Genomic DNA, 21,771 nt, shown 5'->3' on the forward strand with positions numbered 1-21,771 from the left:
AGCCTAGGGAGCGTACGTGACCGACACGCAGATACCGCCCAAGGAGCCCGGCGCCGCCCTGCTGGCCGCCGGCCGCTTCTTCCGGCCCGGCACGCCCGCTCCCGGCCTGCACAGCGTGACCCGGGACGGCGGCCGGGAGGCGGAGACCCGGGCGCCGGACCACCCGTCGGCGGGCCCGGACCGCCCCGGGTCCGAGCCGTGCGGCTGCCCGCGTGGAGCCGCGTTCTCCTGGTACACCTACTCCCCCACCCGGCTGCGCCACCCGTACGTCCGGGGCGTGCTCCTGGAGATGTACCGGGAGGCGAAGGAGCGGCTGAAGGATCCGGTGCTGGCCTGGGCGGAGCTGCAGAACGACCCAGAGCGGCGCCGCCGTTACCAGCGGGCGCGCGGCGAGGGCGGCCTGGTGCGGGCCACATGGGACGAGGCCGTCGAGATCGTCGCCGCCGCGCAGGTGCACACCATCAGGACCTACGGCCCGGACCGGATCGCCGGCTTCTCCCCGGTCCCGGCGATGTCGATGGTGTCGCACGCGGCCGGGGCCCGCTACCACTCCCTGATCGGCGCGCCGGTGCTGTCGTTCCACGACCGGAACGCCGACCTGCCGGTCGCCTCGCCGCAGGTCTTCGGCGACCAGACGGACGTGCCGGAGTCGGGTGACTGGTGGGACGCCGCGTATCTGATGATGTGGGGCTCGAACGTGCCAGTGACGCGGACCCCGGACGCGCACTGGACGGCGGAGGCCCGCTACCGCGGCCAGAAGGTCGTGGTGGTCGCGCCGGACCAAGCGGACGCCGCCAGGTTCGCCGACGAGTGGCTGCACCCGCACCCCGGCACGGACGGCGCGCTGGCCCTGGCGATGGGGCATGTGATCCTCAAGGAGTTCTTCGTCGCCCGGCAGACGCCGTTCTTCGCGGACTACGTACGGAAGTTCACCGACCTGCCGTTCCTGGTGACGCTCGCCGAGCGCGGCGGGGCGTACGTGCCGGCCAAGTTCCTGCGCGCCGCGGATGCCGGGCAGGACGGTGAGGGCGCCGAGTGGAAGACGGTCGTCCTGGACGAGACGTCCGGCCGGCCCGTCGTGCCGAACGGCTCCCTGGGCTTCCGCTGGACCGAGTCCGGCGCGGGCGGCTGGAACCTCCAGCTGGGCGGGATCAGGCCGCGGCTGACGCTGTACGGCGAAGAGTTCGCGGTCCCGGTGGAGGTGCTGCTGCCCCGGTTCGACACCGCGGGCGGGGCGCGCGGGCAGGGGCGGGGCGAGGTGCTGCGGCGCAGTGTGCCGGCGACGCGGCTGGGCGGGGCGGACGGCCCGCTCGTGACGACGGTGTTCGATCTGCTGCTGGCGCAGTACGGGGTGTACCGGCCCGGGATGCCGGGCGACTGGCCGGCCTCGTACCAGGACCCGCGTTCGCCTGCGACGCCCGCCTGGCAGGAGGCGCACACCTCCGTCCCGGCCGCCAAGTGCATCAGGATCGCCCGTGAGTTCGCGGGGACGGCCGAGCGTTCCCGGGGCCGCTGCATGATCCTCACGGGCGCCGGCACCAACCACTGGTTCCACTCGGAGACCATCTGCCGCGCCCTCCTGGCCCTGCTCCAGCTCACCGGCTGCCAGGGCCGCAACGGCGGCGGCTGGGCACACTACGGCGGCCTCGAGAAGTGCCGCCCGGTGACCGGCTGGGCGACGCTGGCCGCCGCCTCCGACTGGTGCCGGCCGCCCCGGCAGATGGCCGGCACCGCGTACTGGTACCTCAACGCCGACCAGTGGCGCTACGACCGGTTCGGCGCGGACGTGCTGGCCTCACCGCTCGGTGAGGGCCGGTTCGCGGGGATGACCGGCGCGGACTGCCTGGCCCTGTCGGCCCGCTCGGGCTGGATGCCGTCGTACCCCACGTTCGACCGCAACCCCCTGGAGCTGGGCGAGGAGTCCGGCGATCCGGTGGCGAAGGCCGTGGCGGGGCTCCGCGCGGGCACGCTGAGGTTCGCCTGCGAGGACCCGGACGCCCCCGAGAACTGGCCCCGAGTGCTGACCCTGTGGCGGGCCGACCTGCTGGGCGCGTCCGGGAACGGCGCCGAGTACGTCACCAGGCACCTGCTCGGCACCCGCTCCTCGCTGCGTGACGAGGAGGCCGCGCCCGGCACCCGGCCGCGGGACGTGACCTGGCGGGAGCAGGCGCCGGAGGGCAAGCTCGATCTGCTGCTGTCCCTGGACTTCCGGCGGACGGCCTCGACGCCGCTGTCGGACGTGGTGCTGCCGGCGGCGACCTGGTGCGAGAAGCACGACCTGTCCTCCAGCTGCATGCACCCCTACGTGCACGCGTGCACTCCGGCGGTGGACCCGCCCCGGCAGGCCCGCACCGACTTCGAGGCCTTCAAGGCACTGGCGGAGAAGCTCAGCGAACTCGCGGTGGAGCACCTGGGTGTCCGCAAGGACCTGGTGGCGACCCCGCTGCAGCACGACACGCCGGGCGAGACCGCCCAGCCCGGCGGGGTCGTGCGGGACTGGAGGCGGGGCGAGTGCGAGCCCGTGCCCGGGCGGACGCTGCCGGACCTGACGGTCGTGGAGCGGGACTACCCGGCGGTCGGCGCCAAGTTCGGCGCGCTCGGCCCGCTGGTGGAGGAACTGGGGCTGCCGGCCGGAGGGATCACGCTGTTGCCGGACAAAGAGGTGGTCCGGCTGGGGAAGTCGAACGGCACCGTGCGCGGCGGGCCCGCGGACGGGCGGCCGTCCCTGGACACGGCGGTGAAGGCGGCCGAAGCCGTACTCGCCCTGTCCGGCACCACCAACGGCCGGCTGGCCGCGCAGGGTTTCCGTACGCTGGAGCGACGGACGGGGCAGGAGCTGGCCCACCTGGCCGCCGAGCACGAGGGCAAGCGGGTCGGGTACGCCGACACGCAGGCGGCGCCCGTGCCGGTGATCACCTCGCCGGAGTGGTCGGGCAGCGCATCCGGCGGCCGGCGGTACACGGCCTTCACCTTGAACACCGAGCACGGCAAGCCATGGCACACCCTCACCGGTCGGCAGCACTTCTTCCTGGACCACGACTGGATGCACGAACTCGGGGAGGCGCTGCCGGTGTACCGGCCGCCGCTGGACGTGCACCGCCTGATGGGCGAGCCACGGCTCGGACCGGACGGCCGGCGAGAGCTGGCGGTCCGGCACCTCACTCCGCACGACAAGTGGTCGATCCACTCCGCGCACGATGACGACCTGTTCATGCTGGCGCTGTCCCGGGGCGGGCGGAACATCTGGATGTCGCCGCAGGACGCCGCGGCGATCGGCGTCCGGGACGACGACTGGGTCGAGGCGGCCGACCGCAACGGCGTGGTCGTCGCCCGCGCGGTCGTCTCCCACCGGATGCCGGCCGGCACGGTCTGTGTGCAGCATGCGCGGGAGGAGGCCGGCACGGTCCGCGTGCAGCACGCGCGGGAGGAGGCCGGCACGGTCCGCGTGCAGCATGCGCGGGAGCACGCGGTGAGCGTGCCGAGGGCGGAGACCACCGGGATGCCCGGCGGCAGCCACGCCTCCCCGGCCCGGCTGATCCTCAAGCCGTCCCATCTGATCGGCGGCTACGCCCAGTTGTCCTGGGCGTACAACTACATGGGCCCGACGGGCAACGAGCGCGACGAGGTCACGGTGATCCGGCGCCGCGCCCAGGAGGTCGAGTACTGATGCGCCCCATGGCCCAGATCGCGATGGTCATGAACCTCGACAAGTGCATCGGCTGCCACGCTTGTTCGGTCACCTGCAAGCAGGCGTGGACCGACCGGCGGGGCATGGAGCACGTCTGGTTCAACAACGTGGAGACCCGGCCCGGACAAGGCTATCCGCGCCGCTACGAGGACCAGGAGATGTGGCGCGGCGGCTGGCGGCTGAACCGGCGCGGGGCGCTGAAGCTGAAGGCCGGCGGCCGCCTGCACAAGCTGGCCGGGATCTTCTCCGAACCGAAGCTGCCGGAGATCGAGGACTACTGCGAGCCCTGGACATACGACGACCGCACCCTCGCCGGTGGCCCCGCGCACGGCGAACCGGACCCGATGGTGGAGCGGGTCCGCCGGCAGGCCTCGGAGAAGGTGCGCTTGGCCTACGAGCAGACGTTCATGTTCTACCTGCCGCGGATCTGCGAGCACTGTCTGAACCCGTCGTGCGTGGCCTCCTGCCCGTCGGGGGCGATGCACAAGCGGGCCGAGGACGGCATCGTGCTGGTCGACCAGGACCGCTGCCGGGGCCGGCAGATGTGCGTGACCGGATGCCCGTACAAGAAGGTGTACTTCAACCACGCCACCGGCAAGGCGGAGAAGTGCACGCTGTGCTCTCCGCGGATCGAGGCCGGACTGCCGACGGTCTGCTCGGAGACCTGCGTGGGCCGGCTGCGCTACCTCGGTGTCGTCCTGTACGACGCGGACAAGGTGACGGCCGCGGCCTCCGTGCGGGACGAGAAGGACCTGTACGAGGCCCAGTTGGGCGTGTTCCTGGATCCGGACGACCGCGCCGTGCAGCGGGCCTGCCGGGAGGCGGGCATCCCGCGCGACTGGACGGAGGCGGCCCGCCGCTCGCCCGTGCACGCGCTGATCAGCCGGTACCGGGTGGCGTTGCCGCTGCACCCGGAGTACCGGACGATGCCCATGGTCTGGTACATCCCGCCACTGTCGCCGGTGGTGGACGCGCTGACCGAGTCCGGTCACGACGGGGAGGACGCGGAGAACCTGTTCGGCGCGATCGACACCCTGCGGATCCCGCTGGAGTACCTGGCGGAGATGTTCACCGCGGGCGACACCGGGCCGGTGCGGGCCGCGCTGGACAGGCTCGCCGCGATGCGTTCCCACATGCGGGCGCTCAACCTCGGCGAGGAACCGGACACCGCGGTCGCCGCCGCGGTCGGCATGGAACCGGACGAGATCGAGGCGATGTACCGGCTGCTGGCGATCGCCACGAACGAGGACCGTTACGTCATCCCGACCGCCGCCGCCGGCGACGCCCGCCGCCTGGAGGAGTCGGCGCTGCCCGGGGGATGCAGCCTCGACTACGCGGGCGGCCCCGGGATGGGCGGCGACGGCCCGTTCGGCCGGGACTCCGGCCGCAGGAACCTGCCGCTGGTGTCCCTGGAGAACTTCCATCTGCTGCGCAGACGGCAGACGTCCGACGACGCCAAGGAGGCCTGATGCCCTCGGACGCGGTGTTCTACCAGGCGGCGGCCCTCTGCCTGACGTATCCCGACGACGACTTCGTCGCCCGGCTGCCGTTGCTGCGCCAGGCCGCGCCGCAGCTGCGGAGCTTCACCGACCACGCGGCCCTCACCCCGCCGCGGGAACTGGCCGCCCACTATGTTCAGGTCTTCGACTTCAGGAACCGGCACAGCCTGTACCTGAGCTGGTGGCGCGACGGCGACACCCGGCGGCGCGGGATGTCCCTGGTCCGCTTCCAGGAGATCTACCGCCGGCACGGTCTGGAGTTCAGCGGCGAGGAGCTGCCGGACTTCCTGCCGGCGGTGCTGGAGTTCACCGCGCGGACCGGCGACACCAGCCTGCTGACCGAGCACCGCGACGCCCTGGAGCAGCTGCGCACCCGGCTGACCGATTACGGCACGCCGTACGCGGGCGTGCTCGACGCGGTGTGCGCCACCCTGCCGACCGCACACAGCGGAGCGCGCCGGTGACCGTCGTCCTGTGTCCGCCCGGGCCCGCGCCCGGAGCGGCGCGGCTGGGAGCGGCTGGGCGGTCGAGGACACAGGGGCCGCCCGAAGTGCGGCGCCGCCGCGCCCGCGGACGGGACACGGCGGCGCGCGGCGCGCGGCGCGACGAGCATCAGGCCAGCTCGGCCGTCAGGGTGATCGTCGTACCGGTCAGGGCCTGGCTGACCGGGCAGTTCTTCTTGGCGTCCTCGGCGGCCGAGGCGAAGCCGTCCGCGTCCAGGCCGGGCACCTCGCCGCGCACGGTCAGATGGATGCCGGTGATGCCCTCTCCCGGCTGGAAGGTGACGTCGGCCTTGGTCTCCAGCCGGGTGGGCGGGGTGCCGGCGCCCGCCAGGGCGTGCGAGAGGGCCATGGAGAAGCAGCTGGAGTGGGCGCCGGCGATCAGCTCCTCGGGGCTGGTCTTGCCGTTCGCGTCCTGGGAGCGCGAGGCCCACGTGACCGGCTGCTGGGCGATGCCGGAGGAGTCGAAGGTGACGACGCCGTTGCCCTCCAGCAGGTTGCCTTCCCAGACGGTGTGTGCGGTGCGCTTGGTAGCCACGGTGGTTCCTTTCACAGGGGGTCCGGGTTGTCGGATGCCAGGTCCCATCCGATCACACTCCGGCTCACTGCACCCTGAAGACCGGGCCACGTGCGGTGAACGGCAGGCGTGCTCCCCGGGGGATCAGATAGGCGTGCTCGCGCCGCACCCGCAGCACGTCGCACCAGCCGTCGGTGATCACCAGCACGGGCGCGGCCGGCGGGAAGTCCTCCGCGCGGTGCAGCAGGTCGATGCCGGGCTGCAGGACCGTGCCGCCGCGGCCGCGCACCCGGACCCGGCCGGCGATCTCGGTGACCGGGAGATAGCCGGCGTCGTGCGGGGCGGCGTCGCAGAACACCACGCGGGCCGCCGGTACGTCGCGGGCCTCGGCGTAGGAGGCGATCGCGCCGAGTGCCTTGCCGAGCAGGGTGCGGTCCATCGATCCGGAGGTGTCCAGGACGACGCCGAAGGTGCAGCGGGCGATCTCCTCGGGCGGGAACCACCGTCCGGCGCGCGGGATGCCGGGCGTGGACGACTGGCGGCGGGAGGGGCGGGCGTACGACCGTACGGCCTGCGGACGCGGCACGAACTCGTCGAACCAGCGGGCGAGTTGCGCGTCCCAGGGCAGCGGCGGATGGCTCAGCGCGCGGATCTCCTCGACCAGGCCGCCGGGCAGGAAGCCGCGCTCCTGCGCCTGGTGCAGGACCAGGCCGCGGCGGTAGAACTCGTCCAGGTCGACGGCGGCGCCGGGCGGGCCGAGGGGACCGCCGAGGACGTCACCGACGCCCTTGCCGCGCAGGGTGGCGAGCCGTCGCATGCGGCGCAGATCGCCGGCGATGCGGTCGTAGACCTCTTCGGCGGACAGCCCGCTCAGCTGCGGGTCGTGCAGCAGCCCGTCGGGCATGGCACCGACCTGCATCTCGACGAGCCAGCCGTTGATGACGTAGTCGCAGGCGACGTTGAACAGGTACGGGTCGCGGGTGCCGCAGCGGTCGCCGTGGCGCAGGGCGGCGTGCAGCATCTCGTGGGCGAGGACGAACCGCCACTCCTCGTCCTCGAAGGTGCGCAGCGGATTGATGTAGATCTCGCCGGCGCCGGTGTCGACGGCGGCGACGTCGATGCCGTGGGCGCGGGCGAGTTCGGCGTCGGCGACCAGCGTGATGCCGGCCGCGATGCCGCCGAGCAGCGGGTACGAGGAGACGAACCAGCTCAGGGCCCGCTCCCAGGGGCGCCGCGGGACCGGACCGCCCTGCATGGAGTCGCGGCGGCCGCCGGCCAGGTCCATGGCGGTGGCCATGGTGCGGGTCAGGCCGTGGGCGAAGGCGAGCTGCCAGTCCGGGGGTCCGTGCCCGCCGAACCAGGGCACGAGCAGCTGGTCGGGCTCACGGCCGGCCGTGCCGCAGTGCTCGTACACCGCCGGGATGTGCTCGGCGCGGCGCCAGCGGGCGGCGATCTGCTCCTCGTCGCCGTCGGGGTAGGAGACGGGCAGGTCCTCGGGGGTGCGGCCGACGGGGAAGGTGAGCAGGAAGCGGTTGACGACGGCGCAGCGCGCGGCGAGGTCGTAGCGGTCGGGCTGCACGCGTGCGCCCTTGGCGGCGGGTACGTGTCCGAAGCCGAGGTGGATCAGGCCGTGGGCGATGGCCCAGGCCCACTCGGCGGGTTCCGCCCGGCGGGCAGGGTGCAGGTGGACCCGGCCGGCGGAGTCGATGCGGACGAGGCCGTCGCGGGGCGAGTCGGGGCAGTCCTCCTGGCGGCACATTTCGGCCTCGATCGCGGCGAGCGCCGGGTTGGCCCACACCAGCTGGACGCCCTTGGCGCAGTCCTCGGTGGCCGGGTCCGGCTTCTTCCTGTTCCGGGCGGCGTTCTTCGCGCTCCGGCTCATCGGCGGGCCTCGACCAGCCGGGGCATGTCCCGGGCGGCCTCGATGAGGAACCAGCCGGGCAGCACGGGGTTGCCGTCGTCGTCGGTGGCGATGACGCTCTGCGCGACCTCGACGGAGATCTCGGCGAGCTGCACCAGCAGCGACTTGGCTCGGAAGGCGGTCTGCCGGCCGTTCGCCGACATGTGCTCCTTGCTGGCCGGCAGCTCCTTGACCAGCCGGCCCCGGAAGGACTCGGCCAGGTAGTACAGCAGGTCGCGGTCTTCGGGGCGGTGCGGCCAGCGGGCCTCGCCCTTGAGGATCGCCTCGATGCCGAACCGGCTGCGCACGATCTTGACGTAGCCGCAGAAGGCCGTCGCGTGCGCGGGGGTGAGCATGCCGTGCGCGAGGACGGCCAGGGTCGGCTCGTCCGGGCCGGGACCGAAGGAGTGCAGGGCGTCGGAGAGCATGTGCCAGGAGCGGGGCGTGGAGAACGGCTCCTCGGTCTTGGGCGGCTTGGACCACAGGTGGTCGGGCCGGTCGGTGAGGTGGTCCAGGATCCACGGGTGGATGCCGTTGCCGGCGGCCCATGCCAGCCAGTCCTTGGCGGAGACCTCCAGGTGGACATGGGCGAGCCGGTTGACCAGGGCGGAGGCGAGCGGCCGGGCGAGGGCGTTGTCGGTGGACCGGTTGCCGGCGCCGATGACGATGGAGCCCTCGGGCAGTTCGTAGGTGCCGATCCGGCGGTCGAGGATCAGGGAGTAGAACGCCTTCTGCACGTCCGGGGTGGCCGCGTTCAGCTCGTCCAGGAACAGGCAGTACGGCTCGTCCCGGGCGATCGCCTCGGGCGGGCAGAACACCGAGCGTCCGTCGCGGATCTGCGGCACGCCCATCAGGTCCTCGGGGGCGAGCTGGGTGCCGAGCAGGCTCACGCACTCCAGGCCGAGCGAGGCGGCGAACTCCCGCACCAGGGAGGACTTGCCGATGCCGGGAGCACCCCAGAGGAAGACCGGCCGGACGGTGGCCAGACCGAGGAGGAGTTCGGGGACACGGGCGGGAGTGACGGTGACTGCAGCCTGCAAGGCGGGGATTCCTCGGGGGTTCGAGTGAAGTGCGACTCGAACAGTCTGGGTGTGCGGCGGCGCGGGCGCAGCCGAATTTCAGGCGGCCCGCTCCTCCTCCACGTCCTCGGTGAGCGGCACCTGCGGTCCGTCCAGCTCGCCGAGCCAGCGCCGCAGTACGCCGTGGACCTGCTCGGCCCCGGTCAGCCGCTCCCCGTCCCCGGCCGGCGCGGACAGGTCCAGCGGGGAGAGCAGGAAGGGACGGGACTGTGGGCCGCCGAGGCCGCCGTGCGAACCGATCTGCTCCTCGAACGCGAGGACTTCGCCGTCGGCGGGGTCGAGGGCGGAGTTCACCATGATGTCGGCGGTGTGCGGGAAGGAGTGGGTGCGGCGGACGGCGTCGGCGGCGCCGGGGCCGAAGTGCGCCAGCGGGCCGGGTCCGTCGTCGAGCCGGGCGAGCGGGACCTCGGCGCCGCCCGCCCCCAGCACCACGCCGTCGTGCTTCTCGCTGCGCACCAGCAGGAAGCCTATGCCGGGGTGGCTGGCGAGGGTGGTGAGCAGGGCGGGGTGGCGGGCGTCGATCTCCTCCTTGGTCATGCGGTGCGGGACGTCCGGGAAGGAGACCAGGCCGAGGTTGCCGGAGGCCAGCACGATCGGCTCGGAACGGCGGGAGGGGCGGTGGTGCTCGCCCTTCTCCTCCACGGGCCGGCGCAGGGCGGCGCGGACGGCGGCGCGGGCCTCGGCGCCGCTGCGCGTGCGTTCGGCCCGGCGCGGCACGTGCAGTCCGCAGCCGGCCCGGACGAGGTCGCCGAGGGTGAGCCCGTAGCGGGCGCGGAAGGTTTCGCCGCAGCTCTGTCCGTGGTCGGAGAGGACGACGAGCCGGTAGGGCCGGGGGGCGTGTTCGGCGACGCGTTCGAGGAGGGCGAGGGACCGGTCGAGGCGCTGCAGGACCTTCTCGGCGTCCCGGCTGCGGGGGCCGGAGTGATGGGCGACCTCGTCGTAGGCGACGAGGTCGGCGTAGACGGCGGTGCGGCCGGCGAGCATGTCGCCCATGACCGCGGCGACGACGACGTCCCGTTCGACGACGGTGGCGAAGGCGCGGACGAACGGGTACAGGCCGCCCCGGGCGACCCGCGGGCGCTGCTTGCGCAGGCGGGCCCGGGTGGACTCGCCGATCTCGCGGGCCACCTCGGCGATGAAGGACAGGGCGGTGCGGACGGCGCCCGCGGGGTCGGAGAAGTAGGCGAAGTAGCCGGCGCGGGAACGGTTCTCCCGGCCGCGGCGGCGCGTGGCGATCGACAGCACGAGGGCCTGTTCGCCGGCGCCGCCGCTGAAGAGGTTGCCGCGGCTGGCGCCGTCCACCGCGAGGAGCCCGTCGTCACCGGTGCGCAGCACGGCGCGGCGCTGGAGTTCGGCGGCGCTGGTCGGCCGGTTGCTCACCATCACCTCGCCCCGGTCCTTCTCGTACCAGCGGAAGGCCGGCACGTCGAAGGTGCTGCCGTGCAGGATGCCGAGCTGGCTGGCGCCGGTCTGGCTGGACCAGTCCGTGTGCCAGGGATCGAGGCGGTGGGTGGGCCGGTGGGCGGGTCCTCCGGTGCGGCGCACGCCGTGGTCCGGCGGCGGTGTGCCGTCACCGGTGGACAGCCAGCGGGCGACCGTCGGCATCAGGCCCTTGGCGACGGCGTCCGTGAGGACGTCGTGGCCGACGCCGTCGAGCTGGACGCAGACCAGGCCTGGCGCGGTGGGGCAGGGCGGCTGGGCCCGGCGGCTGCGCGTGGCCAGGCGGTGCAGGCGGCGCCGGTACGTCTCGTCGTCCCGGACGGTGAGGGCCGCGCCGGTGGCGGAGGCGACGGCGGACATCACGGCCGCCACGATGACGGCGGTCTCGGGCGCGGCCTCGCCCCGCCCGGAGGGGTTGAGGCGCAGCGCGAGCAGCAGCAGGGAGCCGTTCAGGAAGAAGACCAGCAGGCCGAGGACGAAGGCGGGGACGAGCAGCAACAGCCGTACCAGGAGCGGCCAGACCACGGCCGAGAGCACACCGAAGGCGCCGGCGCCGCAGGCGGCGGTCACGGCGATGCGGGTGGCGCTGTCACCGTCGGCGGACTGGAGCTGGAAGTCCGGCAGGAGGGCGGCCAGGGCCAGCATGGTGACGGTGGACACCGCCCATACGGCGGTGCTCCGCCCGACCTGACTGGCGATCCGCCGCCACCGCACCCCTCGCACGCCCCGCACACCTCACGTCCCGCCGCTCCCCCGCCCCGCGGGCGGGGACGCCCCTGTCGTCGCCCGCCGGCCGGGCCCGGCTCCACCTTGTCACACCGGGCCGCGGCCGCCCGGGCGGGCCGGGGGGCGTCAGCGGCCGTCGTACCCGGCCGTCGGCATCGACAGCCGCCGGTGCACCCGGGCCTTCATCTGTGCGTCGTACGACGGTTCGGCCCGCCCCACCGTCTCCACGCGCACGCCCCGGCGGGCGCACTCGTCGGTGAACTCCTCCACCGAGGACACGGCCCGGCGCAGCACCCGGAGGCTGGGGGCGACGAACACGTCCACCCCCGGCCGGACGCCGTCCCACAGCGCGCAATGGTCGAAACGGAGCCCGCCGACGAGGAGTTCCCGGGCGACCACGTAGCCGCGCTCGGCCGCCCAGCGGGCGCACATCGCGTGCTGGCTGCGCGAGTCCACCAGGAAGGGGTCGGCCTCCAGCTCCTCCAGTGGTGTCAGGCTCGCGATGGCGGTGACCCGCACCGGCATGAGCGCGCCGGAGGCACCCCGCAGCTGTCCCATGGCGTCCCCCTCACCTCCGGGTTTCGCCGCCGACCCTACTCCTGCCCGTAGGCTTCGGGGAGTCGCGTGAAGGAGGCGAAAGAGGTGCCGGTGGAGATCACCTGGTGGGGCCACGCAACCTGCACGGTGGAGGATGCGAACACACGGGTGCTCACCGATCCTCTGTTCGCCCGCCGGCTGGCCCATCTGCGCCGCCGCCGGGGCGCCGTGCCGCCCGCCGAGGCCCGGCGCGCGGACGTGGCCCTCGTCTCCCACTTGCACGCCGACCACCTGCACCTGCCCTCGCTCGCCCGCCTCGGCCCCGGCACGCGCCTGCTCGTGCCCCGGGGCGCACCACGGGCGGTACCGGGCGTGCGCCGGCTGCGGCACCTGCGCATCACCGAGGTGGTCCCCGGGGACGAGGTGCGGATAGGCGAGCTGCTGGTGCGGGTGGTGCCGGCGCGGCACGACGGGCGCCGGCTGCCGGTGGGCCCGCAGCGGACCCCCGCGCTGGGCTACGTCGTCGAGGGCGAGGCACGCACCTACTTCGCCGGGGACACCGGCCTGTTCGACGCGATGGCCGAGCGGGTCGGGGCGGTGGACGTGGCGCTGCTGCCGGTGGGCGGGTGGGGCCCGTACCTCGGGGAGGGTCACCTGGACGCCGGACGGGCGGCGCAGGCGCTGGCCCGGCTGGCGCCGCGGGCCGCGGTGCCGGTGCACTACGGCACGTACTGGCCGCTCGGCATGGATGCGGTGCGCCCGCACGAGTTCCATGCGCCGGGCGACGAGTTCGTGCGGCTGGCGGCGGCGGCCGCGCCGGGGGTGGCGGTGCACAAGCTCGGGCACGGCGAGAGCGTGCGGCTGGAGGTCGCCCGGTGAGGTGGCCGGCCGCCGTGGTGGCGCTCGCCGCCGCTTCGACGTCGGCCGTGCCGCCGGAGTCGACGCAGCGGGCGCTCGGCTACCCGTCGTTGTTCCTGCTGGTGCTGATCGGGGCGCTGGTGCCCGTGGTGCCGACCGGGGCGCTGGTGAGTTCGGCCGCGGTGGTGGCGTTCCATCAGACGGCGCCGTTCTCGCTGGCGCTGGTGTTCGTGACGGCGTCGCTGGCCGCGTTCCTGGGGGATGCGGCGCTGTACTGGCTGGGGCGGCGCGGCTTGCGGTCGAAGAACGGCTCGCGGTGGCTGGAGGCGATCCGCTCCCGGGCGCCGGAGGAACGCCTGGCGCAGGCGCGGGAGAAGCTGGCCGGGCACGGGGTCGCGGTGCTGGTGCTGTCCCGGCTGGTCCCCGCGGGGCGCATACCGGTGATGCTGGCCTGCCTGATGGCCGAATGGCCGCTGCGCAGGTTCGCCCGGGGGAACGTGGCCGCCTGTCTGGCGTGGGCGGTCACGTATCAAGTGATCGGGATCCTGGGGGGCTCGCTGTTCCCGGAGCCGTGGGAGGGGGTCGTGGTGGCGGTCGCACTGACGGTGGTGGTCAGCGCGGTTCCGGGCGCGGTCAGGCGCCTGCGGTAGCGGGACCCCCGGGACGGTGGTGCGCGGGCCGGGGCGCAGGGTGCGGTCGCTCGCCGTGTCGTGCCGCCGTTCGCCGCGTGGTGCGGTCACTCGCCGCGTCGTCCCGCCGTTCACCGCGTGATGCGGTCACTCGCCAGTCGTGTCGCCGTTCACCGCGTGGTCCGGTCACTCGCCGCGTCGTGCGCCGCTCGTGGTGTGGTGCGGTCGCTCGCCTCCCTGGTGGGGCGTCTCAGTCGAGCACCCTCGATCCGCCGATCGGAAGGTCCCACAGGTCCTCCCGTGCGAGGCCCGCCTTCTCCCAGGCCGCCGCGGCGCGCGTGAGGGGCTCCAGGACCGGCTCGGCGGAGAGGACGAAAGTGCCCCAGTGCATGGGGGCCATGCGGCGGGCGCCCAGGTCCATGGTGGCCCGGACCGCCTCCTCGGGGTCGCAGTGGACGTCGCGGAGCCACCAGCGCGGATCGTAGGCGCCGATGGGCATCAGGGCGAGGTCGATGCCGGGGTGGCGGCGGCCGATGCGGGAGAACCAGTGGCCGTAGCCGCTGTCACCGGCGAAGTAGAGCCGCTTCCCGTCGGCGGCGGTGATCACCCAGCCGCCCCAGAGGCTGTGGCACGTGTCGGTGAGGGTGCGCTTGGACCAGTGGTGGGCCGGCACGAAGTCGAAGCGGACACCGGACAGTTCGGCACCCTCCCACCAGTCCAGCTCGGTGACGCAGGTGAACCGGCGCCGGCGGAACCAGCGGCCGAGGCCGGCCGGCGCGAACACCGGCGTCTCGCGCGGGAGTCGGCGCAGGGTGGGGGCGTCCAGGTGGTCGTAGTGGTTGTGGCTGATGACGACGGCGTCGACACGGGGCAGGGTGTCCCAGGGCACGCCGACGGGGGTGATGCGGGCCGGGGTGCCGAGGATGCGGCGGGACCACACCGGGTCCGTGAGCACCGTGAGTCCGCCGATGCGGACGATCCAGCTGGCGTGTCCCGCCCAGGTGACGGCGAGGGTGCGGGTGCCGGCGCGGGGCAGCGGGGCCGGTGCGTACGGAAGCCTGGGGATGCCGGCGAGGCCGTCCGCGCCGGGGCGGACGGCTCCTTCGCGGGCGAAGCGGGCGAGGGCCTTGAGGCCGGGCAGGGGCGCGGTGAGCCGGTCGTGGAAGGTCCGGGGCCACACCCGGAGTTCGCCCAGCGGGCGGGGCTCGGCCAGCGGCGGAGAAGGGGGCCCGAGGGCGGTCCGCACGGCGGGCTCGCCGGCTGTCGCGGTCGTGGAGACTGGCTCGCCGGCTGCGGTGGTCGTCGGGACGGGCTCGTCGGCTGTCGCGGTCGTCGGGACGGGCTCGCCGGCTGCGGTGGCCGTCGAAGTGGGGCCGGGCTCATGCGTCTGCTGCGTCATCGAGGAGGCTCCCATCGCTGAGCGTCGTCGCGGAGGCCGTCGAAGGCCGACCTCAAGGAGATCAACGCCCGTTGCAGGTGTGGCAGTTCCAACGGTGCGGGTGACATGAGGCATTCCGTGCGCTCCTCGTCCGTGCCGCCCAGCAGGGGCCCGGTGGCGAGCCGTACGCGCAGCGCCTGGAGGTCGTCGCCGAAGCGGTGGCCGCCGGGCGCGGGCATGCCGAGCCGCGCGGTGAGGAGGTCCTCCAGTTCCTGTGCGTCGCCCGCGCCCTGCGCGGCGAGGGGTTCGCGCAGCGGGCCGAGGTCGGCGTACAGGTGACGGCCGGCCTGCGGCGGCCGGGCGAGCGCCCCGGCGGCGACGACCGCGGCGTGCACGGCCGCGGCCACGCGCGCGTGCAGCCGTACGGTGGCCTCGCGGCGCTCGGTGACGGGCGGGGGCTCGTCGAGGGCGTACCCGGCGGCCGCGGCGACCGGTACGGCGATGGCGGCGCCGAGTGCGGTCAGGATGTCGAGCACACGCGCGTGGAGGTGCCGTCCGGCACCGGTGGCGGGGAAACGGGCGACGGCGGCGGGCCAGCCCGGGGGCAGCAGCGAGCCGGCCAGATCGGTGACGACGGTGACCTGCTCGGGCTGCATCTCGGCGGGGCTGAGCAGCACGGTCTCGTGCGGGTCGTGCAGGGTGTCACGCCAGGTCTCGTCGCTGACCAGGTGCAGGCCTTCGGTCGCGGCGGCCTCAATGGTCTCGTGCAGCAGTTCGGGCGGGGAGACGGTGGCGGTGGGGTCGTCGGCCACGGACAGCACCAGGAGCCGGGGGTCACCGCCCTCGGCACGGACCCGGCGCACGGTCTCCAGCAGGGCGTACGGATCGGGGACGCCGCCGCTCTCGGCGGGCGTCGGCACATGGAAGACGGGCCGGCCGAGGAGGCGGGCGTACGGTGCCCACCAGGCGGCGCAGGGGCGGGGCACGAGGACGTCGGCGCCGTCGCCGGCGAGCGCGGCGGTCAGCGCCAGCAGCAGCGCGGGCGCACCGGGTCCGGCGACGACCTGGTCGGGGACGCTGGGCAGGCCCCGCCGGGTCCAGTAACCGCAGGCCGCCTCCAGCAGGGCGGGAGCGCCGCCGATGGGCTGGGCGTCGGCCCGGCCCGCCGCGGCGGCGATCACGGCGGACAGCTCGGGGAGGACGGGCAGGCCGTCGCCGGGGAGGTGCGGGCCGTAGCGGACCGGGCCGTGGCCTTCACCGGGGTCCGTCCGCCGCATGTCCGCCTCCGCCCAGTCCGTGGTGCCGTCGTGACGTCGTGCCGCCCGGTCGGGGCCGTACCTGTCTCACGGGCGCGGGCCGCTGTGCGCCGCCGTGCCGCGGGTGCGGCGTGCCGTGCGCCCCTGAAGGTGTCAGGGCCCGCGAGGCGTCCCGACCGAGGTGCTCCCTCTGTCGTCTGCCGTGTGCCTGTCGTGTGCCGGATGCCTGTCGTGTGCCGGATGCCGTTCGTATTCCGAGTGCCGTTTGCCGTGCGACTGCCGTCTGCGTCTGTGCGTCTGTGCGTCTGCTGCGTCTGTGCGTCTGCTGCGTCTGTGCGTCTGCGGTACGTGGCCGGTCGTGCGTCCTCGGTCGTGCGTCGCGCTCGTCGGGTGGTGCCGGTGCCGCTCGTACGGTGGCCGGTCACGCAGTGGTGCGTGCGGGTTGTGCTCGGGAGGGTGTGTACCCGCCGGGCGGCCCTCCATGGGGGTCGCCGACGTTGTGCGGATCACATCCCCGAGAACCGGCCTGCCGTGGACCTCCTCAGGCCGTACAGCCGGTAGACGGCTCCCGCGCAGGCCGCGGCGATCAGGGCACCGCCTGCGACGAGCGCCGGTACCGAGTCCTCGAAGGTACCGCCGGTACCGGCCGCCACCCCGTGCTGGACCGTCGCCGGGTCGCACCCGCCGGAGGCGCTGGACCCACGGCACCCGTCGCCGTCCTGGCAGCCTGCACCGTGCGACTCCCCGCACCGGCCGCCGTCACCGCCACCGCCGCCACGGCCACCGCTGTCGCGCCCGCCGCCGTCCTGGCCGGCTCCGTCCCGGCCCGCACCGTCACGACCGCTGCTGTCACGACCGGTGCTGTCACGACCGGTACCGGTCTGTCCGCCACCGTCGCGACCCGCGCCCGTCTGTCCCCCGCTGTCGCGGCCGGCGGTGTCCTGGCCGGAACCGGGACCGACGGGCCCGCCGCCGTCCCGGCCTGCGCTGTCGTGGCCCGCGGACGCCTGTCCGCCGCTGTCACGCCCGCCGCCGTCCTGGCTGCCCCCGCCTTCGCGACCGGAGCCGACCTGCCCGGCGCCGGCCTGTCCGCCCGTCTCGCAGTACTGCCCGGGATCGGCGCAGGAACCGGCGTCACCGGTCCGGGTGCCGAGGTAGGGCGCGCCCGTTCCGTCGGGCACGCCGGTTCCGTTGGGGACACCCGTTCCGTCAGGCACGCCCGTTCCGTCCGGCACGCCCGTTCCGTCCGGCACGCCCGTTCCGTCCGGCACGCCGGTTCCCTCAGGGGCAGCCGGGCAGAGGGCGTCGGCGGAGGCCGGTGCGGTGCCGTCGAGGCCGTCCGGGACCAGGCCGGTGACGGGGTCACAGACCGCCGGGGCGATGGCGGCGGTGGCCGGAGCCGCGGTAACCGCGAGGGCCGCGGGCCCGGTCAGGGCCAGTGCGGCGCCGGCGGCGAAGAGGACGGGGAGGGCACGGGCGGCGGTGCGGAGCATGGGAGGGGCTCCTCGCGGGCGGCGGGCGGTCGGACGGCGGTACTCCGGCGCACCGGTACGACGGCAACGCCGTACGGCGCCCGGCACGGGCACGTTCGTGCCCTGGCTGCCATCACAGCCCGCGGAGGGCCGTACCGCGCGCGGCCGGAGCCCATTCGCGGGACACGCGGGGCCGGGCGGGTGAACGGGGACGGCCCGCGACGGCCACGCACGGAAGGCATGCGGGAACCCCGCGCCCGGTCACGGCGCACCCGCACGCACACCCGGCCCGGTCAGCCTCGGCCCGACGCGGGCTCGGCCCCGGGCACACCAGTGCCCGGGGCGGCGCGAGGTGCGGGAAACCCGCTCGGCGGCCGTCGGCAACCCGCGGCGTACACCCCGCCCGGGGAGGTTTTCCGTCTCCCGCGCAGGTGACTCGGTATGTGCTGACCGGATCGTCCGCTTCGCACTGCACCTGGGAGGTCTCTCCATGAGCACCAAGGTCGCCGACCACATCCTCGAGCGCCTGCGCGCCTGGGGCGTGGATCAGGTCTTCGGCTATCCGGGCGACGGCATCAACGGGCTGCTCGCCGCCTGGGGCCGCGCCGAGGACCAGCCACGGTTCATCCAGTCGCGGCACGAGGAGATGTCCGCCTTCCAGGCGGTCGGATACGCCAAGTTCAGCGGGCGCATCGGCGTGTGCGCGGCGACGTCGGGTCCCGGCGCCATCCATCTGCTCAACGGCCTGTACGACGCCAAGCTGGACCACGTGCCGGTGCTTGCGATCGTCGGCCAGACCAACCGGACCGCGATGGGCGGCTCGTACCAGCAGGAAGTCGACCTGCACACGCTGTACAAGGACGTCGCCTCGGAGTTCGTGGAGACGGTGACCGTGCCGGAGCAGCTGCCCAACGTGCTGGACAGGGCGATCCGGACCGCGTACGCGCGGCGCTGCCCCACCGCGCTGATCATCCCCGGTGACGTGCAGGAGCTGGACTACTCGCCGCCGACCCACGAGTTCAAGATGGTGCCCTCCAGCCTGGGCATGAGTGACTACACGGCGACCCCGACGGACGAGGCGCTGCGCCGGGCGGCGGACGTACTGAACGCGGGCGACAAGGTCGCCGTCCTGGTCGGCCAGGGCGCCGCCTCGGCCGTCGTCGAGGTGCAGGAGATCGCCGAACTGCTCGGTGCCGGTGTCGCGAAGGCGCTGCTCGGCAAGGACGTGCTGAGCGACGAACTGCCGTACGTGACCGGTCCGATCGGGCTGCTGGGCAGCCGGCCGTCGTACGAGATGATGCGGGACTGCGACACGCTGCTGACGATCGGTTCGTCGTTCCCGTACACGCAGTTCATGCCGGACTTCGGCAAGGCGCGCGGGGTGCAGATCGACATCGACCCGCACATGATCGGCATGCGCTACCCCTACGAGGTGAACCTCGTAGGGGACGCGAAGGCGACGCTCCAGCGGCTGATCCCGATGCTGAAGACCGACCGGGGCGGACGCGAGTGGTACGACACGGTGTGCGCGAACGTGAAGCGCTGGCACGAGACGATGGACCGGCGGGCCGGGCTGGCGGCCGATCCGATCAACCCCGAGTACGTGGCCCGGGCACTGGATCCGCTGCTGCCGGACGACGCGATCCTCACCGCGGACTCCGGTTCGGTCGCCAACTGGTACGCACGGCACATCACGATGCGGCCGGGCATGCGCGGTTCGCTGTCCGGGACGCTGGCGACGATGGGTCCCGGTGTGCCGTACGCGATCGGCGCGAAGTTCGCCCACCCGGACCGGCCGGTGATCGCGCTGGTCGGGGACGGGGCGATGCAGATGAACGGCCTGGCCGAGATGATCACGGCGGCGAAGTACCAGGACCGCTGGACGGATCCGCGGCTGGTGGTGGCCGTGTGGAACAACCAGGACCTGAACCAGGTGACCTGGGAGATGCGCGCCATGGAGGGCGCTCCGTCGTTCCTGCCGTCGCAGTCGATCCCGGACGTGCAGTACGCGGCGTTCGCCCGCTCGCTCGGCCTGACCGGCATCCGGGTGGAGAAACCGGAGGACGTGGAGGCCGGCTGGCGGGCCGCGCTGGCGGCCGACGGTCCGGTGGTGATCGAGTTCCTGACCGACCCCGCCGTACCGCCGATCCCGCCGCACGCGACCTGGGAACAGATGGAGGCGACGGCCGCGTCGATCCTGAAGGGCGACGCCGACCGGGGATCGGTGATCAAGCAGGGGCTGAAGGCGAAGGTGCAGGAGTTCCTGCCCGGCCGGACGAAGCAGTAGCCGTCCGGCGCGGACCCGTGTCGGACGCACGGCACCGGGTACGCGGTGCGGACTCGACCCTCTGGAGGGAGACATGCAGCGAGGCAGTGACCGGCTGAGCGTCCATCGCGACGACGAGATGAAGCACGAATTGAGGGGCCTGCTGCGGTCCGGGCACCCGACACGCGTGGAGGAGTGGCACGACCCGGAGCCGGCCGCGGACGACGACCCGGAGCTGTGGAGCGGACCGGTGGGCGGTCTGGGCTCCCCCGCGTCGCTGGAGCGGACCCGGCTGGAGCTGGCCCGGCGTCTGGGACGGCACGCCTTCCCCGCGAAGCCGGGGGAGCTTGCCCGGGCGCTGCGCCGGAGCAATGCGCCGGGTGGGCTGATCGACGCGGTGGCCGGTCTGCGGCACGGCAACCGGTACGAGAACGTCCAGCAACTGGCCGAGGCGCTGGTGGGCGGCGAATGAGCCGGGATCAGGCGGCAGAGATCGCGCGTGGCGCCACCGTGGACGTCGGGGACGCCACGACGCGGTTTCTGCTCTACGGCCTGCTGCCCGGCTGGTTCGCGCCGGGGCTCGCCGACTGGGCGATGCACCGGCGCACCCGGATCGAGGACACGACAGGGACGAAGGAGTCCCTGATCCACTCCCTGATGATGGCGGAGGTGGGCCTGCCCATCGCGCTCACGCTGCGCTACGAGGTCAATCCGCTGCTGCTGACGGTGCAACTGGGCGCGGCGGCGGCGCACGAGGCGACGGCCTTGTGGGACGTGCGGACGGCCGTCGACAGCAAGCGCGAGGTCAGGCCGGTCGAGCAGCACATCCACAGCTTTCTGGAGTCGCTGCCGTTCGGCGGGCTGGTGTCGCTGATGTGCCTGCACTCCGACCAGGTGAAGTCGCTCCTGCGGGCGGGCCGCGGCGATCCCGACGCCTGGCGCCTGGTGCCGCGCCGGCGCGCCCTGTCGCCCGCCTACCTGGCGGGCATCGGTCTCGCGATCGGCACGTGCGTGCTGCTGCCGTACGGCGAGGAGCTGCTGCGCTGCCGGCGGGCGGCCCGGGCGAGGAAACGGCGCGCCCGGGCGCACAGGGCCGTGCTGAGGAAAGTGAAAGGAAGCTGAGGATCATGCGTATCGCGTTTCTGGTGGCACCCGAGGGCGTCGAGCAGGTGGAGCTGACCGAGCCGTGGAAGGCGGCCTCGGACGCCGGGCACGAGCCGGTGCTGGTGTCGACCGCGTCCGGGAAGATCCAGGCGTTCAACCATCTGGACAAGGCGGACACGTTCCCCGTGGACGAGGTGGTCGGTGAGACGTCGGCCGGATCGTTCGGTGGCCTTGTGCTGCCGGGCGGGGTCGCCAACCCCGACTTCCTGCGCATGGACGAGAAGGCCGTCGCTTTCGTGAGGGACTTCTTCGAGCAGGGCCGGCCGGTCGCCGCGATCTGCCACGCGCCGTGGACGCTGGTGGAGGCGGACGTGGTGAGCGGCCGGGTACTGACGTCCTGGCCGAGCCTGCGCACGGACATCCGCAACGCGGGCGGCACCTGGGTGGACGAGCAGGTGAAGATCTGCGACCACGGCTCCAACCAGCTGGTGACCAGCCGCAAGCCGGACGACCTGAAGGCGTTCTGCGACGCCTTCCTGCACGTGTTCGCCGGTGAGCCCGGCTGAACGAGTGCTCCGACAGGGCCGGCCCGCTCGGGCCGGCCCTGCTGCGTGCGCAGGTCAGGTACCGGAGGTCTCCGGGGTGGCCGCCTCGCCGCAGCTGCGCTCGCGGGCGCCCTCACGGGTGCGGCCGGCGCTCACCAGACGGCGCGGGTTGCGGCGCAGGTACTCGCCCTCCAACTGCGCCATGCGCTCGTTGTGGGCGCGCAGTGCGTCGTTGGAGCCGTACAGCAAGGTGTCGTGGCGCGTGCGGTGGATCGTCTCCAGCTCCTTCATGAGCTGCTGGTCGTCCAGCCGGCTGGGGTCGACTCCGGTCATGGTGGTGCCCCGCTCGTCGTGTTCGTTCATGCGGTCCGGGTACC

The 21,771-nt window shown here is 73.8% G+C and carries 18 protein-coding genes; 9 read left to right on the plus strand and 9 right to left on the minus strand.

Annotated features, from left to right (window positions below):
- The first annotated feature begins 16 nt into the window (after positions 1 to 16).
- Genes JK359_RS18055 through narJ form a run of 3 tightly spaced genes read left to right on the plus strand, consistent with a single transcriptional unit; the run spans position 17 to position 5,651 of the window.
- The gene (locus tag JK359_RS18055; protein ID WP_201836783.1) at positions 17 to 3,667 is read left to right on the plus strand and encodes a nitrate reductase subunit alpha; all 3,651 of its coding nucleotides are present in this window, start codon (positions 17 to 19) and stop codon (positions 3,665 to 3,667) included.
- Complete coding sequence (locus tag JK359_RS18060) at positions 3,667 to 5,157, plus strand: nitrate reductase subunit beta (RefSeq protein WP_201836785.1); 1,491 nt, start codon at positions 3,667 to 3,669, stop codon at positions 5,155 to 5,157. The genes JK359_RS18055 and JK359_RS18060 overlap by 1 nt, the downstream gene beginning before the upstream one ends.
- Positions 5,157 to 5,651: a nitrate reductase molybdenum cofactor assembly chaperone gene (narJ, locus tag JK359_RS18065; RefSeq protein WP_201836787.1), complete on the plus strand. Its 495-nt coding sequence runs from the start codon at positions 5,157 to 5,159 to the stop codon at positions 5,649 to 5,651. Before JK359_RS18060 ends, narJ begins: the two co-directional genes overlap by 1 nt.
- A 148-nt stretch (positions 5,652 to 5,799) precedes the next feature.
- On the opposite strand, the gene JK359_RS18070 is transcribed toward narJ, so the two are convergent.
- The 5 genes from JK359_RS18070 to JK359_RS18090 form a co-directional block, all read right to left on the minus strand.
- Complete coding sequence (locus tag JK359_RS18070) at positions 5,800 to 6,225, minus strand: OsmC family protein (protein ID WP_201836789.1); 426 nt, start codon at positions 6,223 to 6,225, stop codon at positions 5,800 to 5,802.
- A 64-nt stretch (positions 6,226 to 6,289) separates the two neighbouring features.
- Entirely contained in the window at positions 6,290 to 8,086 is a 1,797-nt protein-coding gene (locus tag JK359_RS18075) for a vWA domain-containing protein (RefSeq protein ID WP_201836790.1), read from the minus strand.
- Positions 8,083 to 9,144 (minus strand): ATP-binding protein, encoded by a 1,062-nt coding sequence (locus JK359_RS18080; RefSeq protein ID WP_201836791.1) that lies wholly within the window; start codon positions 9,142 to 9,144, stop codon positions 8,083 to 8,085. The genes JK359_RS18075 and JK359_RS18080 overlap by 4 nt, the downstream gene beginning before the upstream one ends.
- 78 nt (positions 9,145 to 9,222) lie before the next feature.
- Positions 9,223 to 11,346: a phage holin family protein gene (locus JK359_RS18085; RefSeq protein ID WP_201836792.1), complete on the minus strand. Its 2,124-nt coding sequence runs from the start codon at positions 11,344 to 11,346 to the stop codon at positions 9,223 to 9,225.
- Positions 11,347 to 11,475: 129 nt separating this feature from the next.
- Positions 11,476 to 11,907, minus strand: a complete 432-nt coding sequence (locus tag JK359_RS18090) for a hypothetical protein (protein WP_201836793.1) — start codon at positions 11,905 to 11,907, stop codon at positions 11,476 to 11,478.
- A gap of 84 nt (positions 11,908 to 11,991) precedes the next feature.
- On the opposite strand from JK359_RS18090, the gene JK359_RS18095 reads away from it, so the two are divergent.
- The gene (locus JK359_RS18095) at positions 11,992 to 12,765 is read left to right on the plus strand and encodes an MBL fold metallo-hydrolase (RefSeq protein WP_201837178.1); all 774 of its coding nucleotides are present in this window, start codon (positions 11,992 to 11,994) and stop codon (positions 12,763 to 12,765) included.
- Between the two features lie 14 nt (positions 12,766 to 12,779).
- Positions 12,780 to 13,394, plus strand: coding sequence for a DedA family protein (locus JK359_RS18100; protein WP_372445432.1), 615 nt, complete (start codon positions 12,780 to 12,782; stop codon positions 13,392 to 13,394).
- Positions 13,395 to 13,623: 229 nt separating this feature from the next.
- On the opposite strand, the gene JK359_RS18105 is transcribed toward JK359_RS18100, so the two are convergent.
- From JK359_RS18105 to JK359_RS18115, 3 genes are all read right to left on the minus strand, one after another.
- Positions 13,624 to 14,772: an MBL fold metallo-hydrolase gene (locus JK359_RS18105; protein WP_201836794.1), complete on the minus strand. Its 1,149-nt coding sequence runs from the start codon at positions 14,770 to 14,772 to the stop codon at positions 13,624 to 13,626.
- Complete coding sequence (locus tag JK359_RS18110) at positions 14,769 to 16,028, minus strand: aminotransferase class I/II-fold pyridoxal phosphate-dependent enzyme (RefSeq protein WP_201836795.1); 1,260 nt, start codon at positions 16,026 to 16,028, stop codon at positions 14,769 to 14,771. Before JK359_RS18110 ends, JK359_RS18105 begins: the two co-directional genes overlap by 4 nt.
- A 485-nt stretch (positions 16,029 to 16,513) precedes the next feature.
- Positions 16,514 to 17,500 carry a hypothetical protein gene (locus tag JK359_RS18115; protein ID WP_201836796.1) on the minus strand — a complete coding sequence of 329 codons (987 nt, stop codon included), beginning with the start codon at positions 17,498 to 17,500 and terminating at the stop codon, positions 16,514 to 16,516.
- Between the two features lie 469 nt (positions 17,501 to 17,969).
- Between JK359_RS18115 and JK359_RS18120 the strand changes: the two genes are divergently transcribed.
- The 4 genes from JK359_RS18120 (at position 17,970) to JK359_RS18135 (ending at position 21,415) form a co-directional block, all read left to right on the plus strand.
- Entirely contained in the window at positions 17,970 to 19,766 is a 1,797-nt protein-coding gene (locus tag JK359_RS18120; protein WP_201836797.1) for a thiamine pyrophosphate-requiring protein, read from the plus strand.
- 73 nt (positions 19,767 to 19,839) lie between these two features.
- Positions 19,840 to 20,217, plus strand: coding sequence for a DUF2795 domain-containing protein (locus tag JK359_RS18125; protein ID WP_201836799.1), 378 nt, complete (start codon positions 19,840 to 19,842; stop codon positions 20,215 to 20,217).
- Entirely contained in the window at positions 20,214 to 20,867 is a 654-nt protein-coding gene (locus tag JK359_RS18130; RefSeq protein WP_201836801.1) for a diguanylate cyclase, read from the plus strand. The genes JK359_RS18125 and JK359_RS18130 overlap by 4 nt, the downstream gene beginning before the upstream one ends.
- Before the next feature lie 5 nt (positions 20,868 to 20,872).
- A complete protein-coding gene (locus JK359_RS18135) occupies positions 20,873 to 21,415 on the plus strand; it encodes a type 1 glutamine amidotransferase domain-containing protein (protein WP_201836803.1) in 543 nt (180 codons plus the stop codon).
- 54 nt (positions 21,416 to 21,469) lie between these two features.
- Here the strand turns inward: JK359_RS18135 and JK359_RS18140 are convergent, their stop codons facing one another.
- Positions 21,470 to 21,757, minus strand: coding sequence for a DUF6158 family protein (locus tag JK359_RS18140; protein WP_201836805.1), 288 nt, complete (start codon positions 21,755 to 21,757; stop codon positions 21,470 to 21,472).
- Positions 21,758 to 21,771: the final 14 nt, after the last annotated feature.

The sequence above is a fragment of the Streptomyces actinomycinicus genome (assembly GCF_016741775.1).
Lineage (GTDB): Bacteria > Actinomycetota > Actinomycetes > Streptomycetales > Streptomycetaceae > Streptomyces > Streptomyces actinomycinicus.

Bases quoted from the DNA above. Each gene is read 5' to 3' on its own strand.
- JK359_RS18060 (WP_201836785.1), top strand. From the start codon at position 3,667: ATGCGCCCCATGGCCCAGATCGCGATGGTCATGAACCTCGACAAGTGC.
- narJ (WP_201836787.1), top strand. From the start codon at position 5,157: ATGCCCTCGGACGCGGTGTTCTACCAGGCGGCGGCCCTCTGCCTGACG.
- JK359_RS18075 (WP_201836790.1), bottom strand. From the start codon at position 8,086: ATGAGCCGGAGCGCGAAGAACGCCGCCCGGAACAGGAAGAAGCCGGAC.
- JK359_RS18090 (WP_201836793.1), bottom strand. From the start codon at position 11,907: ATGGGACAGCTGCGGGGTGCCTCCGGCGCGCTCATGCCGGTGCGGGTC.
- JK359_RS18105 (WP_201836794.1), bottom strand. From the start codon at position 14,772: ATGACGCAGCAGACGCATGAGCCCGGCCCCACTTCGACGGCCACCGCA.
- JK359_RS18110 (WP_201836795.1), bottom strand. From the start codon at position 16,028: ATGCGGCGGACGGACCCCGGTGAAGGCCACGGCCCGGTCCGCTACGGC.
- JK359_RS18115 (WP_201836796.1), bottom strand. From the start codon at position 17,500: ATGCTCCGCACCGCCGCCCGTGCCCTCCCCGTCCTCTTCGCCGCCGGC.
- JK359_RS18120 (WP_201836797.1), top strand. From the start codon at position 17,970: ATGAGCACCAAGGTCGCCGACCACATCCTCGAGCGCCTGCGCGCCTGG.
- JK359_RS18125 (WP_201836799.1), top strand. From the start codon at position 19,840: ATGCAGCGAGGCAGTGACCGGCTGAGCGTCCATCGCGACGACGAGATG.
- JK359_RS18130 (WP_201836801.1), top strand. From the start codon at position 20,214: ATGAGCCGGGATCAGGCGGCAGAGATCGCGCGTGGCGCCACCGTGGAC.
- JK359_RS18135 (WP_201836803.1), top strand. From the start codon at position 20,873: ATGCGTATCGCGTTTCTGGTGGCACCCGAGGGCGTCGAGCAGGTGGAG.
- JK359_RS18140 (WP_201836805.1), bottom strand. From the start codon at position 21,757: ATGAACGAACACGACGAGCGGGGCACCACCATGACCGGAGTCGACCCC.